This is a genomic window from Selenomonadales bacterium 4137-cl, assembly GCA_032334055.1.
GTDB lineage: Bacteria > Bacillota > Negativicutes > Sporomusales > UBA7701 > Anaeroselena > Anaeroselena agilis.
The window spans coordinates 3,743,228-3,757,300 of the sequence record JAUOZS010000001.1 but is presented as its reverse complement, the minus strand read 5'-3'; the positions used below and the strand labels follow the sequence as shown (position 1 = coordinate 3,757,300).

The 14,073-nt window shown below is 54.1% G+C and carries 15 protein-coding genes and 1 riboswitch; of the genes, 2 read left to right on the top strand and 13 right to left on the bottom strand.

Features of this window, described 5'->3' with window-relative positions:
- Window positions 1–2: 2 nt before the first annotated feature.
- The 12 genes from Q4T40_19460 to Q4T40_19405 form a co-directional block, all read right to left on the bottom strand.
- Complete coding sequence (locus Q4T40_19460; protein ID MDT8903414.1) at window positions 3–875, bottom strand: branched-chain amino acid ABC transporter permease; 873 nt, start codon at window positions 873–875, stop codon at window positions 3–5.
- An 87-nt stretch (window positions 876–962) separates the two neighbouring features.
- Entirely contained in the window at window positions 963–2,123 is a 1,161-nt protein-coding gene (locus Q4T40_19455; GenBank protein MDT8903413.1) for an ABC transporter substrate-binding protein, read from the bottom strand.
- Between the two features lie 189 nt (window positions 2,124–2,312).
- Window positions 2,313–3,176, bottom strand: a complete 864-nt coding sequence (locus tag Q4T40_19450; protein MDT8903412.1) for a YitT family protein — start codon at window positions 3,174–3,176, stop codon at window positions 2,313–2,315.
- 76 nt (window positions 3,177–3,252) lie between these two features.
- Window positions 3,253–3,798, bottom strand: a complete 546-nt coding sequence (locus Q4T40_19445; GenBank protein ID MDT8903411.1) for a gamma carbonic anhydrase family protein — start codon at window positions 3,796–3,798, stop codon at window positions 3,253–3,255.
- A 14-nt stretch (window positions 3,799–3,812) separates the two neighbouring features.
- A complete protein-coding gene (locus tag Q4T40_19440; protein ID MDT8903410.1) occupies window positions 3,813–4,484 on the bottom strand; it encodes an NAD(P)/FAD-dependent oxidoreductase in 672 nt (223 codons plus the stop codon).
- A gap of 135 nt (window positions 4,485–4,619) precedes the next feature.
- Window positions 4,620–5,216 (bottom strand): sigma-70 family RNA polymerase sigma factor, encoded by a 597-nt coding sequence (locus Q4T40_19435; protein MDT8903409.1) that lies wholly within the window; start codon window positions 5,214–5,216, stop codon window positions 4,620–4,622.
- A gap of 45 nt (window positions 5,217–5,261) precedes the next feature.
- Window positions 5,262–5,465, bottom strand: a complete 204-nt coding sequence (locus Q4T40_19430; protein ID MDT8903408.1) for a hypothetical protein — start codon at window positions 5,463–5,465, stop codon at window positions 5,262–5,264.
- A gap of 332 nt (window positions 5,466–5,797) precedes the next feature.
- Window positions 5,798–7,402: an ATP-binding protein gene (locus Q4T40_19425; GenBank protein MDT8903407.1), complete on the bottom strand. Its 1,605-nt coding sequence runs from the start codon at window positions 7,400–7,402 to the stop codon at window positions 5,798–5,800.
- 1 nt (window position 7,403) lies between these two features.
- The gene (locus tag Q4T40_19420; protein MDT8903406.1) at window positions 7,404–8,471 is read right to left on the bottom strand and encodes an ABC transporter substrate binding protein; all 1,068 of its coding nucleotides are present in this window, start codon (window positions 8,469–8,471) and stop codon (window positions 7,404–7,406) included.
- A 79-nt stretch (window positions 8,472–8,550) separates the two neighbouring features.
- Window positions 8,551–8,641, bottom strand: a riboswitch (cyclic di-GMP riboswitch).
- A 163-nt stretch (window positions 8,642–8,804) separates the two neighbouring features.
- Window positions 8,805–9,497: a response regulator transcription factor gene (locus Q4T40_19415; protein ID MDT8903405.1), complete on the bottom strand. Its 693-nt coding sequence runs from the start codon at window positions 9,495–9,497 to the stop codon at window positions 8,805–8,807.
- Between the two features lie 164 nt (window positions 9,498–9,661).
- Window positions 9,662–10,114 carry a CBO0543 family protein gene (locus Q4T40_19410; protein ID MDT8903404.1) on the bottom strand — a complete coding sequence of 151 codons (453 nt, stop codon included), beginning with the start codon at window positions 10,112–10,114 and terminating at the stop codon, window positions 9,662–9,664.
- 22 nt (window positions 10,115–10,136) lie between these two features.
- A complete protein-coding gene (locus Q4T40_19405) occupies window positions 10,137–10,550 on the bottom strand; it encodes a hypothetical protein (GenBank protein ID MDT8903403.1) in 414 nt (137 codons plus the stop codon).
- A 147-nt stretch (window positions 10,551–10,697) separates the two neighbouring features.
- On the opposite strand from Q4T40_19405, the gene Q4T40_19400 reads away from it, so the two are divergent.
- The gene (locus Q4T40_19400; GenBank protein MDT8903402.1) at window positions 10,698–11,573 is read left to right on the top strand and encodes an SDR family oxidoreductase; all 876 of its coding nucleotides are present in this window, start codon (window positions 10,698–10,700) and stop codon (window positions 11,571–11,573) included.
- A gap of 59 nt (window positions 11,574–11,632) precedes the next feature.
- Entirely contained in the window at window positions 11,633–12,589 is a 957-nt protein-coding gene (locus tag Q4T40_19395) for a bile acid:sodium symporter family protein (protein ID MDT8903401.1), read from the top strand.
- Here Q4T40_19395 and Q4T40_19390 read toward each other — a convergent pair.
- Window positions 12,586–14,064, bottom strand: coding sequence for a spore germination protein (locus Q4T40_19390; protein MDT8903400.1), 1,479 nt, complete (start codon window positions 14,062–14,064; stop codon window positions 12,586–12,588). The genes Q4T40_19395 and Q4T40_19390 overlap by 4 nt on opposite strands.
- Window positions 14,065–14,073 lie beyond the last annotated feature (9 nt).

Here is a 14,073-nt window from a genome sequence, read left to right as displayed (position 1 = left end):
GGTTACACCTTTTCCTCGAGAAATTTGCCGAACAGGCCTGTCGGCAGCACCAGGAGCAGAACGACAAGCAGAGAGAAGCTGAAAACATCGCGGACGACCGACGACACATAGGCGGATACGAAGGTCTCCAGCACCCCGAGGATGAGTCCGCCGACGACCGCCCCAGGGAGGCTGCCGAGGCCGCCGATGACGGCGGCGATGTATGCTTTGTTGGTTATCCAGCCCATGGTGGGATATACCATGTACTTCATTCCCAGGAACATGCCGGAGATGCCGGCCAAGCCCCCGGCGAGCAGAAATACCCAGCCGATTACCTTGTTGACGTTGACGCCGTTTAGCTGACAGACCTGCATGTCGTAAGACGCCGCCCGGATGGCGATGCCCGTCTTGCTGTTCTGGAGGAAGTAGTGCAGGCCGTAGATGGCGATAGCCGAAAAGACGATAGCGAATACGTCCAGAAGGCCGATCGATACACCGCCGAAGGAGACGTTCTGCTGAGTGAGAACTTCGGGGAAGGCGTAAAAACGCGAGCCGATTGTGGCATAAACGAGGTTTTCGAGGAATATCGATGTCCCCATGGCGCTGATCATGAAGTAGAGCGAGGAGGCGTTGCGCTTGCGCAGCGTACTGTAGGCCATCCGCTCGTTGACGAAGCAGAGCACGGCAGCCCCGGCGATGGAAAGGAGAACGGCCAGCGCCAGAGGGACGCCCATATGCATCAAAACATAGTAACCGATGTACGCGCCGAGCATGATGATTGAACCGTATGCGAAGTTGCTGAAGTTGAGGATGCTGAATACCAGGGAGTATCCTACCGCCATCAGGGCGTAGATGCCGCCGATAGCGAGTCCGGTCACTAGCGTTTGGATGAACATAGGCGCCCGCTCCTTAATATGAGACTTGCCCAGCCGAAAAAAACAGGGACGGCGGGGGCCTTCGGCCCGCACCGCCCCATATCGGTGTTACTGGGTGACAAACTTGGCCTTGAATACAAACTTGCCGCCTTTGACTTCCTGGATGACCGCCGGTTTGTTGAGCGGATTGTGGGTCTTGGGGTCGATGGTAAGCTTGCCGCTCAACGCTTGCAGGTCCTTGGTTTTCGCGAGCTGCTCGGCGATCTTCGCCGGGTCGGTGCTGTTGGTCTTCTTGAGGGCGTCGACAATGGCATACAAGCCGTCAATAGCCATTACCGGGTTGGGCATAACCGGGTCGCTCTTGTATTTTTCCTTGTATTCCTTGATGAACGACTGGATGTCGGGGTCGTCCAAGCTGGCCAGGTTAACGAAATACGAACCTTCCACAGCCGAGCCGCCGAGGGTTACGAGGTCCGGGCTGCCCCAGCCGTCGCCGCCGAGGAATTTGGCCTTGATGCCGAGGTCGGCAGCCTGTTTCATAACGAGAGCCGCTTCTTTCTGCATCGTCGGGATAAAGAGGACGTCAGGGCTGGAGCCCTTCACTTTGCCGAGGATGGCGCGGAAGTCGAGCTCGCCCGTACGGAAAGCTTCATTGGCGATAATTTTGCCGCCCTGCTTCTGAAACTCTTCGATGAAATACTTGCCCAGCCAGGCGGAATAGTCGGAGCCGACATCATAAATGACAGCCGCTGTCTTGGCTTTCAGGTCCTTGACGGCGAACTGGGCGGCCACCGTTCCCTGGAAGGGATCGATAAAGCAGGTGCGGAACGCATAGTTCCTGACCTTGCCGGTCTTGTCGTCAACCGTAACCTTAGGATTGGTAGCGGTGGTGGCGATGAACGGCACCTTTGACGGTTCGGTAACCGAGGTTGTGGCGATGGCGACGCCGCTCTGGGCGGGGCCGATAATGGCGACGACCTTTTCGCCGACAAGCCGTTTGGCGATGTTGACCGCCTCGGTGGCGTCAGCGCGGTTGTCGTAAGCGACAAGCTGGAGCTTCTTGCCCAGCACCCCGCCTTTAGCGTTGATCTTGGCGATTTCCATTTCCAGGGCGTTCTTTTCCGACTGGCCCCACATCGAGCTGTCGCCGGTCAGCGCAACCGTCTGGCCGATCTTGATTACATCAGCGCCGCCCGATGAGCCGCCGCAACCGGCGACAACGGCGGCAAAAACAACTGCCAAAACTAATGCCAACCATTTTGTACGCATGATATCCCTCCTGACTATTTTCCGGTTTACCAAAACCCCGTAAATCCCCTTCCCTTCCCCCCTCCAGTCGCTTAGATTCCCTCCCTGGGCCGGTTTTCCGGAAACCCATACATATATATTTTTCCTGTTATCACCAAATCCTCTTTTCGGGCGCAATTTTGCCGCATCCTTTTCCGCTGCGGCCCGAGGTTAGTGGATGGCTTTCTTTTTGACCCTGCCGCCGATCACCTCATGGACATCCTGTACCGTGACGAACGCATTTTCGTCTTTTTCATAGATGATCGACTTAAGCTTGGCAATTTCCAGCCTGGTGACAACCGAGTAAAGGACCTTCTTAGGCTCGCCGGTAAACCCGCCGGCACCGTGCAGCACCGTCACGCCCCTACCCAGACGGGCAAGAAGGGTTTCGGCAATTTCGTCGGGATTGTCGGAAACGATTATTACCCCTTTTGTCTCGTCAAGGCCCTCGATGGTAATATCGATGACCTTGAAGGCGACAAAATAGGCAACCAGCGAATACATCGCCTTGTCCCAGGAAAATACGAACCCGGCTCCGGAAAGGATGAAGAGGTTGATGAACATTACCACTTCGCCGACCGAAAAGCCGGTCCTTTTATCAAGAATAATAGCAATGATTTCCGTGCCGTCGAGCGACCCTCCGTAGCGGATGATCAGGCCCACTCCCACGCCGACGGTTATCCCGCCGAAGACGGCGGCAAGGAAAAGGTCGTGCGTTAGCTCGGGAACGGGACGAAAGTACGCCACCCAACCGGCCAGGGATACGACGGCGAAGACGGTGGAAATGGCGAAGGTCTTGCCGATCTGCTTGTAGCCGATATAAAGAAAAGGGAGGTTGAGGACGACGATCAGGACGGCAAGCGGTGTGTTTGTCAGATGACTGAGCAGAATAGCGAGACCGATGATACCCCCGTCGATGATCTGATTGGGGACGAGGAAAATCTCCAGCCCAACGGCTGTCAGGATGGAGCCGACAAATATCAGGACTCCTTTCTCGACCAGGCGGAGCGTCCTCTGGCGCTTGGTGCGCGGCATGTGCCATCCCTCTCTCGGCAAAGCGGCAGTAGGGCTCTGCTTTAAGACCCCTTCTGCCGCTCTGCAGTGTCGTTATCTAGATAATCTTCTCGCCCTTGTACACTTCGCCGCCGGCATCGGGGAGGATGCCGTAGCGCTGCGTCCACAGCGTCTTGTATTTAACCGCTTGAGCATGGATGCGCGGCCACTCGTCGGGGATAGTTTTTATCACCTTGGCCGGCAAACCGACGACCAGGGAATAAGGCGGAATCACCTGGTTCTCCCTGACCACGGCCCCGGCGGCGACGATGCTGCCTTTACCGATAACGGCTCCGGTGAGAATTACCGCCCCCATGCCGATCAGACAGTGTTCCTCAACTGTTGCCGCATGGATTACACAATTATGGCCGATAGTGACAAAGTCGCCGATGATGGCCGGATAGTTGTCGGCGACATGAATGACGCTGTTATCCTGCACGTTGCTGTAGCGGCCGACCTCAATGCGGTTGACGTCGCCTCGCACGACGGTATTGAACCAGACGCTGCTGAACTCTTGCAGCGTAACCTTGCCGATCACCCGGGCTCCTTCGGCGATAAACGCCTTGGGGTCAACATTGGGCTTGTTGCCTTCAAATTCCGTCATAGTCAACCTCCCGCCTACCCCAACAGATCCTGTTTGACCTTTTCCAGGCCGATACGGTCGAGCATCCGGCCTAGTCGCTCGTATTTGTTGGCGTTGGCCTTATAATAGGCGATGATCTTATCGACGAGAGGCAACACTTCCTCCTGGGGAACACCCTGGGCCAGGATGTCGGCAAGTCGAGGCCTGGCGCTGGCATTGCCGCCGATCATAACAGTATATCCCTTGGGTGTGCCCATGATGCCTAAATCTTTTATTCCCGGCTCGCTGCAGGAATTTGGGCAGCCGGAGACACCCATCTTGAACTTCGAGGGAAGCTCCATGCCGTGGTAGCGCTTGTCGAGCTCCAAACCGAGGGTCACGGCATCCTGCTGGGCCATCCGGCAAAAATGCATCGCCGGACAAATCTTTACGCTGCGAACACACAGTCCCACGGCTGCGCCTTTCGGAGTGCCGAGGTCGGCCCAGGCCTGGTCGATCTTGTCGTCGGCGATGCCGACGATGGCCACGCGTTGTGCGCTGGTAAGCTTCACCGCTTTGGCGCCGTATTTCTCGGCAACGTCGGCGATTTTGCGCAACAGACTGAAGTCGAGGATAATACCGCCGGGAATATGGGGGGCAATTGCGTACGTTTCCTTGTCCCGCTGCAGTATAGCGCCTTTTTCCAGAAGATCGCCTTTATTCTCCATTTATTATTCCTCCTGTACGCCTGGCGAATTAGTCCGCCAGAAAAGATTTCTACGAAAAAATATTTCTGTGTAATAGACAAAAAGCCCTCTTTGCAGAGGCCTTTAGTACCGCAAATATATGTCGCTGAGACGAGATTACTGACCGATCGCCCTTTTAAGAATTTCGGTCTCTACCCGGAATTTATTCTTGATCCGCGTCAAAGCATTATCGACAGCCTTAGGCGACCGCGCCAGCGTCGCGGCCGTTTCCTGGATTGTATACCCGGCGAGGCGGCATTGCAAAACTTCCATCTCCAGGGGGGAAAGCACCTTTTTCAGTCTGCGGATAAAGGTTGCCGCTTCTTCTTCGGCGATAATCGTCGCCAAAGGATCGGTCGCCGCTCCGGGGATAATTTCCCCGACTTCCTTTATATGGGCGTACCGGTCTTCCTGCACTCGGTTTTCGAGCCTTTCGGCGCTGGTAAGCACCAGTGCCTTGCCCCTCCGCGCCGTCTTGAGCGCAGTTATCAGATGACGGTTGATAACCATCGCGGCAAAACTTCTGAACGACGTTCTGCCGTCCGGCTTATAAGCAAGGGCTGCTTTATAAAGCCCCATCATTCCTTCTTGGATAACATCTTCGCGATCGCTGCCAGGAAAGTAAAACTTCTTGGCCATCGCACGGACCAGACCCTTGTACTCGGCTACAATATCGGCAAATTGCGTGTCTGATAAAGAAGAAATGACAACCACCTCCCTATAGATACAGGTTGCCGTTCAGTTTCAATCGGCAGCGCGCTATCTCAGCCCCAGCGCGGCCAGTTCTTCATGGTTTATTATTCTTTCGATGGCGACCTTCTGCCGACGTCGGCCCATTTTTCGCGAGCGACAGATGTCTTTAAGCTCCTCTTCCACCTTCGAGACTAAACTATCGACAATAAATTCCTCCGCGCCGGGTAAGGCAGTTCTGATGTCCGAACGAATTTTATCCTGGCTCGCCATATTCTCCTCCCGAAAGTAGCTACCCCATTCGTTCCCTTGCTGCGCAGGTGTCGTTTGCGTACTCCTGCGATAGCCCACCTAAGTTGTCGTACTTTGTCAGAGTTTGCCTTCTTTTATTATAAAGTGTTATAAAAGAATTTTTTATGAAACAAAAGTCCCATTTTTGAAGCTATATATAGTACTTAAGTCCTATTTTAAAGGTCTGTTAACACAAGGGGTAGGGCAATATGTCCCATATAGAAGATACCGAGTCAGGAATTAAATCAGGAGTTACTTTTTTCACAGCACCTCCGGCCGCGCTTTGCCCGGGGCATCCTTGCCTCCGGCACTAATTATTTGCGAACAACGGGAAGTACGACGGTGACTGTAGTTCCCTTTCCTTCCTCACTCTCAACCTTGATTACGCCACCATGGTTGCGGACGATGTCGTAACAGACGCTAAGGCCCAATCCCGTCCCTTTGCCGACCTCTTTGGTGGTAAAAAACGGTTCGAAAATCCTGTTCATATGCTTCGCCGCAATGCCACGACCGCTGTCTGCGATGCTGATGAAGATGTTATCTTTATGCGCCCAGGTCTTGATGTGAATCTCGCCGAATGCGTCGATTGCCTGAGCGGCATTGACCAATAGGTTCATAAACACCTGATTAAGCTGCCCGGGGTTGCACCTGGTCAGGGGGAGCTCCCCCAGGTCCAGGCTGACGACGGCTACGTTTTTGAGTTCGTTGCCGGTAACATTGACGGTAGCCGCAATGCCGTCATTGATATTCGCCATCTTTCTGATCTGATCCGACCTGGCGTACCCCTGAAGATCCTGGACGATATGTTTTACTTTGGCGGCGCCGTCTAGGGTCTCCCTAATAAGCTCTTCGGTGTCGCCAAGGACATGGTCAATTTTCATCGACCGCCTGACATCATCGACCGACGTTATTACCTCCGCCGCCGCGGCCTTATTTCCGCCGGCCTTTGCCAAGTCGGCCAGCGCGGCTTCCTGAAGCGCCACAAACTGCTTGAGCCTGGCGGTATAATGGCGTAAACTTTCGAGATTGCTGATGATATATGCCATCGGGTTATTGATTTCATGGGCGACGCCGGCCGCCAGTTGGCCGATGCCGACCAGCTTTTCCTGTTGGACGAGCTGGGACTGGGCATGTTGCAGTTGACTAAGCGCTTCTTCCAGCCGCGCTTTTGAGACGGTGGTTTTTTGCAGATCGGCGGCCATCTCGTTAAACGAGTCCGCCAGGCGCCCGATCTCGTCCTGCGAGCGGATTTCGACCGGCTGAAACGCTTCCGTGCCCTGGGCCACGATGTTCTCGGTAGCGCGTTGCAGCTTGACCAGCGGCTTCGTTACCCACAGGGAAAGAAACAGGCCGAGCATCACCAGGGCGACTCCGAACTGCAGAAAGGATACCGCCGCATTCTGGCCGGTGAGTGCGGCGACCTTGTCGGCGATATTTTCTTCCGGATAGCCTAGCACGACGGCCCCGACGTGACGTCCGTCCGGCTCGGCGACCGGAACGACGAAGCCGAACATCTCCCTGCCGCCGTCACTATATCTGACAACACTTTCCTTATTATGGCCGACGGCGCGATTAAGCTCCGGCTCGTAGCTCGCGATGCGTCCGTCGGAGTTATTGCTGTGAAACAGCACCGCGCCATTGGTATCCACAACCGCTGCGTAGGTAATATCCGGATACTTTTTTACTACCTCGGTGCATAGCTCGTCGAAACCGACTATGTCGCTAAACGGCAGACCATAGCCCAACAGCCGCTCCACCTGGACTTTAAGCCCCTGCCCGACGGCGAACAATTCGCCTTCGACCGCGCCGGTATACTCGGCGCGAAAAATCCTGCCGGTAATGAACACGTTTACGGAGAGCGTCAGCAGGAATACCGCCAACAGGATCAGCGTTATTTTCGTCTGCAGGGTTTTTGCCATATCACCGCCACCCGTACGCGCTGAAAACCTTGGTGCTCAGCAACGCCTTGCTGTCGATTTTCAGGCCGAGACTCTTCGCCCGTGCCAAGCTGATAGCCGCCTGCCCCCTTGTTGTAGGCGCAATGGGAATGCTGGCCGGTATTTTGCCGTCCACAAGAATTTCCCGGGCGATCCTGCCTGCGGCTAATCCCTGTTCGTAGCCGGATACCGATACTACGCACAGAGTGCCAAAATTAGCCCGGTCGAGCCAGAAGCTGAAATCCGGCAGACGACTATTCTCTGCAGTCCACTTGAGCACGTCGCGATAATGGACGTTGTGGCCGCGCTCATCCTTAAAGTTGAATATGCCGACAAGGCAAATGCCGTCGACCTGCTGTTCGTATTCTTTGATTTTCGCCTGATACGCGGCGAACGTGTGAATCGTGTCCCAGGTTACGAACTCTAGCCCCGGTACTTCGCCGACCCTGTCCTTCATTCTCTTGCCAACAGCTTCCCAAATGGGAGCATCGTCGAAAACCACTGCCACCTTTACCGCGTTAGGCACGATCCTGTGAAACAGGGCGGCGCTTTCCACGAAATGTTCTACCTCTAAAACGCCGGTAACATTCCTACTGCCCGATAATCCGTACTCTCGCGGCGATTTGTTAACCCCGCTGAAGACAAAGGGGATCGGGCCGCCGGCAAAACGGCTGGTAACGTACTTCTGGGCTTCATCATCGCTGGTATATACGAGATCCGGCTGCCAGGCGGCGATCAGCTTCTCCGCTTCCCGGCCGCTTTGCTGCAGCCATTCGGCGGAACTCCTGTTTTTCGCGTCCATCTGGTAAACCCGGTATTCCACATCAAGCCCCTTGAGGGCGTCTTTGAAGCCGGCGAACTGTGTATCCGTCCACTCCCACGGCGAATGATAGCTCATGACATGGAAAACCTTATACTTTTTCTGCTTTACCGGGTGAGACAAGGACTGGGCCTGCGACCCGCCGTCCTGCGGGGACGCGCACCCGGCCAGAGCGATTGTACCGGCGATCACAGCCGTGATTGTAGCGAGCAAAAACCTGTGTTTTATCACTGAAGCCGCCCCCATTCAAAGCCAGGGTATAGCGCAAAAAAACAAGCCAGGACAAAACCCTGACCAATAGTGTCGGTAAAACGGCAACCTGGCAATCGTAGCCGCCTGGCGGCAGCTTTAGACCCATGGCTTTGCGTCCCTATCTTTCGGTAGGTTTGCCTCAATATTTCATTGTGGTTTCATTTTACATTGTCAAGACAACATAGTCAATTTTTTATCAGGACTTTCGTCCTAAATTACCCCGCCTATCGTCCCGTTATTTGGACGTGTCGAAAGCCGCCAGCGACGCAGTCTTTATTGCCGGACCACTGAAAAAGATGGTAGGCTTACAGATCAAAGCTCGGCAAGACGATACCCAACTCCCCTCACAGTCTCGATGGCCTGCGCGACATCGGGAGCACCCGCCAGTTTGAGCCGCAGGTGACGGATATGCACATCGACCGTTCTGGAATCCCCGGCATATTCGTACCCCCATACCGTCTCCAGCAGTTGGTCGCGGGAAAAAGCCCTCCCGGCATTGGCGAGGAGAAGTTTCAGTAGTTCGTACTCCTTCGGTGTAAGTTCAAGCCGCTCGTCGCCGAGAAAAGCCTCGTGGCGGAGCAGATTCAGCCTGACCTGGCCTGCTGAAAGTTCATCTGCCTGCAGCGGCTCTTTCTGAGACCTGCGGAGCACGGCTTTTACCCTCGCGGTAAGCTCCCGCGGGCTAAAGGGTTTGGTTATGTAATCGTCGGCCCCCATCTCCAATCCCAAGATGGTGTCGACTTCCTCTGCCTTGGCGGTGAGCATGATTATCGGTATCCCCGCCGTGGCTCGCTGGGATTTGAGGATGCGGCAGACCTCAAGGCCATCCTTCGCGGGCAGCATGATGTCCAGCACGATCAGGTCCGGACGTTCCCGGCGGACAATATCGAGGCAAGCTTGTCCGTCCGAGGCTTCACGGCAGGAAAAGCCCTCCTTCTCGAGATTATACTTCACAAGTTGGCGGATATTCTCTTCGTCGTCAACGATGAGTATTTTTCCTGTCATACCGGCCCCCCCTGCCCACACGACTCTCTTACTGTCTCTTAGAATTCAAGAAGCAAGCTTCCATATCCTCCACGCGGCGAGCAAGAAAACAACTGCCCGGTCTGTGAATCTCAGACCGGGCGACATTTTTTTCGACCTACCTGTCCCGATGAACCTTTAAGGCATCATTTGCCTCGCTTGAGCCATCTGACTAAGTCATGAAACTTTATCAGCAGAAAAAATATAAGCAGGTAACAAAGTGCCGAATACCAGGTCTTCCAGCCGCTATAAAAAAACCATCCAGCGTAGACCGCGCTCCATTCGTAAAGCGCCGAGAAAAGCGACCAAGCCGCGATATAGATCGCTTTTTCAGACTTTTTCCCCGTAAAGGGGTAGTAATTTAAGAAGACGATCGTGATTGCCGGGAAAATTCCGTATATCGGGACAAGGGCAAGCCAGTCCGGGCCGGGGTTAAAATAACCGTACAGCCGGTACTTTAAATCGAGGTAAATGTCAGCTTCGGCTTCGAGCTGAAGGGCGAAAAGCGATGTTGCCAGCATTTCATCGCGTGTTATTCTCTTGGGAATCAGCCATGCCACTAAATTGAAAATAATTACAGAGATAATCAGGTGTACCATGACTGAACCTTCTTAACTCAACTCAAGTCGGTGATTCGTTGAGAACCACCGTCGCCGCGCCGGCGGCGGCGGCACTGGCGGCAGCGTCGCCGGGTTTGACGATCGTTTCTTTCATGGTCTGTAGCTGCTGGTCGATTTTTTCCAGCAACATTTCCCGTTCAACGGTTTCAAGCCTAGTGGCGATTTCCTTTAGCTCGGAATTCGATTTTTGACCAAGCATGCTTTCGAAAGCCTCGATCTGCTTTTGGATGGCTTGGGCAGCCTTCTGCTGCTCGGCCGTAAGCGGTACTTCCTGGCTTGCCTTATTTTGCCCCTGACCGGTTGACTGCTGTCCGCCGCTGGGGCTCTGAACTCCTTGTTGATCGTTATTGTTTGTGTTGCCCGCTAACTCCCGCGAACTTTGGGATGAACCTCCCTGATTCTCTTTATCCGGCATATAGCATCCCTCCAAGGTTAGTATCGTTTCCAGCGGTAAGCTTTTATACACGGCTATTCCGGCGGTAAAGATTAACGCTATCCGGATTAGCCGTCTGTCTCTCGGGCAATACTACCAACCAGGTCACGCCAAAGAGAGGTCGATGAGATGAGTCCGCAAAATAGTCCAGTGCAGAGCTTTCCACCCCAGCACCAGGACCGGCAGCCGGGAATCGAAGCGGTGATGAACCCCCGCCCCGTATCGATGCGTGAGGACTACCGGGCCAGCGGGCGACTGCAAGGAAAAGTAGCCCTGATAAGCGGCGGCGACAGCGGCATCGGCCGGGCGGTTGCCCTGGCGTTCGCCCGGGAGGGAGCGGACGTCGCCGTAGTATATCTCAACGAACACGACGACGCCGCCGAAACAAAACGCGGTGTGGAGCAGGTCGGCAAACGTTGCCTGGTAACCGCCGGCGACGTGGGAGACGAGCAGTTTTGCCGCCAGGTCGTCGAACAGACGGTGAAAGATTTCGGTCGGTTGGACATACTCGTCAACAATGCAGCCGAGCAACATGTCCAGCCGGGTCTGGAAAGCATTTCCGCCGAGCAGCTTGAAAGAACCTTTAAGACTAATATATTCGCCTACTTTTATCTGACCAAAGCCTCCCTCGCCCATCTTCAAAACGGTGGAACGATAATCAACACCGCCTCCGTGACCGCTTACCAGGGTAACGAGCAGCTTATTGACTATTCGGCATCAAAAGGAGCGGTGGTCGCCTTTACGCGCTCTCTCGCTCTTTCTTTGATGAAACAGGGCAAGGACATCCGTGTCAACGCGGTGGCCCCCGGACCTGTTTGGACGCCGCTCATCCCCTCCTCTTTTCCAGCCGACCAGGTAACTATATTTGGCCAGGATACTCCGATGAAGCGGGCGGGGCAGCCGTCAGACATCTCTCCCTGCTATGTTTTCCTCGCCTCGGCTGATTCCGGTTATATGTCGGGGCAGGTACTACATCCCAACGGGGGCACGATAGTCGGTAGCTGAAAAACGTATGGCGCTCGCCATACGTTTTCGGGTTACCTGTATTTTTGAGGAGATGTGTCATGCAGAAACTTAACAAATGGCTTGATAGCCATATGTTTCTTCTTGTCCTAGTGGCCCTGGCAATCGGTTTTTTTGTAAGGCTTCCCGATAGTCCGGCGCTGAAAAAGGTCATTGTATACCTATTCGCATACATGACCTTTGCCACATCTATTACGACGAGCCTTGGGAAGTTCGGCCGTTCGTTGCTAAAACCGTGGATTCCGCTCTGGTCCCTGGCGCTGATACATATTGTCACTCCTGCTATCGTGTGGGGCATCAGCGCGGTCATTTACCCTGCAGAAACCGAAGTACGCCTGGGTTATCTCGTCGCCGCCGCCATTCCCATAGGAGTGACTTCCGTAGTCTGGACGGCAATGACGAAAGGCGACCTCAATCTGTCCCTAGCGGCGGTTACCCTGGACGCTGTTGCCACCCCGGTCATTTTACCGCTTTACTTCAATGTGGTTATCGGGCAGCTCGTAGCGATAAATTACTGGAATCTGGTAATACAGCTAATGCTTATGGTTACGCTCCCAAGTATAATCGGCATGGCTATTTACGACTTTACACGCGGCAGATCTGCTCCCTTAGGCGAGGGAATCGGGGCGACATTGTCCAAATTAGCCTTTTTCATCGTCATTTTAATAAATTCTTCTGTAATCAGCCCTCAACTTTCCTGGAACCTTGCCCTTTTTAAGATGGCCGTGGTTACTTTCCTGATGTCGCTGACCGGATACGCGGCCGGTTATCTCGGCGCATTTATTCTGCGGGACCGCACGCCGGGGATGACGCTGACTATGATATACAATGTCGGGCTGCGAAATATCAGCTTTGGCTTAGTAATCGCCCTTACATACTTCCCCCCCGCCTCGGCAATACCGATTATGCTGCTTATTCTGTATCAACAGCCACTGGCCGCAGTAATCCCCAAAGTATTGCAACGGTGGGATCCCCGGTTCCGGGGAAAAACCGCCTAGTTGTCGTCCCTCCGGTCTTTATCCATAGGCTTCAGCAAGGCGGGGCGCAACACCTTCAGCGGCATCGGCAAACGCAGGAGAACGTCTTTCATAGCCTGATAATTGAACGGTAGCAGCGGCCACAAGTAAGGGTATTCAAAAGACTTCGTGGTAACGAACAGCCAAAATAGCGCCAACAGGCCAATGAGCAGGCCCGGCAACTTAAACATCATTACCAAAAGAAGCAGGACCAAACGAAAGAATCGCATTGCCATCGCAAGTTCGACACTCGGCGTGGCAAAAGCTCCCACCACAGCGATCGCCGTATAGAAGATTACCTCGTTGCCGAACAACCCCACTTTGGTGGCGAACTCACCCAGCATGAAGGAGCCGATGAAGCCCAGTGCGGTAGCCTGGGACGATGGTACATGGACTGTGGCCATGCGGACAAGTTCAACACCAATTTCGGCCAGAATGAACTGAAAGCCAAGCGGAATGATTCCTGGATCACGTGGCCCCAAGAACGCCAGCGTCTCAGGCAACAGTCCTGGTTGAAAAACAATACTCAGCCACAGCGGCGGCAGCAGCAACGACAGCATAACGCCAAAAAGCCGGATTAGTCGCAGATACGATCCGATGGTGGGGTTCTGGTGGTACTCTTCGGCATGCTGGACATGATGCCAAAAGGTCGTCGGCAAAATCATTACATGGGGTGAAGTATCCACAAGCACGCAGACGTGCCCTTCCAAAAGATGCACAGCAACTACGTCAGGGCGCTCGGTATACCGTACCCTGGGAAGCGGATTCCAGCGATTGCCGCGCAGAATGAATTCTTCAATGGCCTTTTCGGCCATCGGCACGCCATCTATACTGATACTTTTCAGGCGTCTTTTCACTGTTTCGATAATGCTAGGGTCGGCGATATCCTTTATATAAGCGATGGCTATATCGGACTGTGAACGGGCCCCAACCTTGACTGTTTCAAACCTGAGCCCGGGATCGCGCAACCGGCGGCGAATCAGGGTGGTGTTAAAGGGCAGAATCTCAACGAAGGAATCCCGCGAGCCGCGGGTCACCTTCTCGATCATCGACTCGGAGGGAGATCGGTGGGGAATGCCGCGGGCGTCAATAACCAAAACCTCTTCCTCTTTATCGACGAAAAAGATAATCTCCCCGGCCAGCAGACCTATAAGCGCGTCATGCATGTTATCGAGCAGTTTGGCCTGTGTGTGGGTCACCCTTGAGTGCAGCAATTTTTGGAGAGTATTGACATTCATCTCTTCCTGGCAGAAGACCATCATATCCTGAAATATATTGGTTACCAGCACGTCATTAATCATACCGTTCACGGAAAAGGACGCTGCCTTCCGGTGACCGACCCTGAACTCGCGGAAGTTAATATCGAAAGTTTCCCCTACGCCTAACAACTCTTTTAGATAACTAATATTCACCTCAATGTCCTTGTCGATTTTCCTGTTGACGTCTTTTACCGGCATAGCATTCAC

Bases quoted from the DNA above. Each gene is read 5' to 3' on its own strand.
- Q4T40_19450 (MDT8903412.1), bottom strand. From the start codon at position 3,176: ATGCCGCGCACCAAGCGCCAGAGGACGCTCCGCCTGGTCGAGAAAGGA.
- Q4T40_19425 (MDT8903407.1), bottom strand. From the start codon at position 7,402: ATGGCAAAAACCCTGCAGACGAAAATAACGCTGATCCTGTTGGCGGTA.
- Q4T40_19400 (MDT8903402.1), top strand. From the start codon at position 10,698: ATGAGTCCGCAAAATAGTCCAGTGCAGAGCTTTCCACCCCAGCACCAG.
- Q4T40_19440 (MDT8903410.1), bottom strand. From the start codon at position 4,484: ATGGAGAATAAAGGCGATCTTCTGGAAAAAGGCGCTATACTGCAGCGG.
- Q4T40_19445 (MDT8903411.1), bottom strand. From the start codon at position 3,798: ATGACGGAATTTGAAGGCAACAAGCCCAATGTTGACCCCAAGGCGTTT.
- Q4T40_19455 (MDT8903413.1), bottom strand. From the start codon at position 2,123: ATGCGTACAAAATGGTTGGCATTAGTTTTGGCAGTTGTTTTTGCCGCC.
- Q4T40_19410 (MDT8903404.1), bottom strand. From the start codon at position 10,114: ATGGTACACCTGATTATCTCTGTAATTATTTTCAATTTAGTGGCATGG.
- Q4T40_19390 (MDT8903400.1), bottom strand. From the start codon at position 14,064: ATGCCGGTAAAAGACGTCAACAGGAAAATCGACAAGGACATTGAGGTG.
- Q4T40_19395 (MDT8903401.1), top strand. From the start codon at position 11,633: ATGCAGAAACTTAACAAATGGCTTGATAGCCATATGTTTCTTCTTGTC.
- Q4T40_19415 (MDT8903405.1), bottom strand. From the start codon at position 9,497: ATGACAGGAAAAATACTCATCGTTGACGACGAAGAGAATATCCGCCAA.
- Q4T40_19405 (MDT8903403.1), bottom strand. From the start codon at position 10,550: ATGCCGGATAAAGAGAATCAGGGAGGTTCATCCCAAAGTTCGCGGGAG.
- Q4T40_19430 (MDT8903408.1), bottom strand. From the start codon at position 5,465: ATGGCGAGCCAGGATAAAATTCGTTCGGACATCAGAACTGCCTTACCC.
- Q4T40_19460 (MDT8903414.1), bottom strand. From the start codon at position 875: ATGTTCATCCAAACGCTAGTGACCGGACTCGCTATCGGCGGCATCTAC.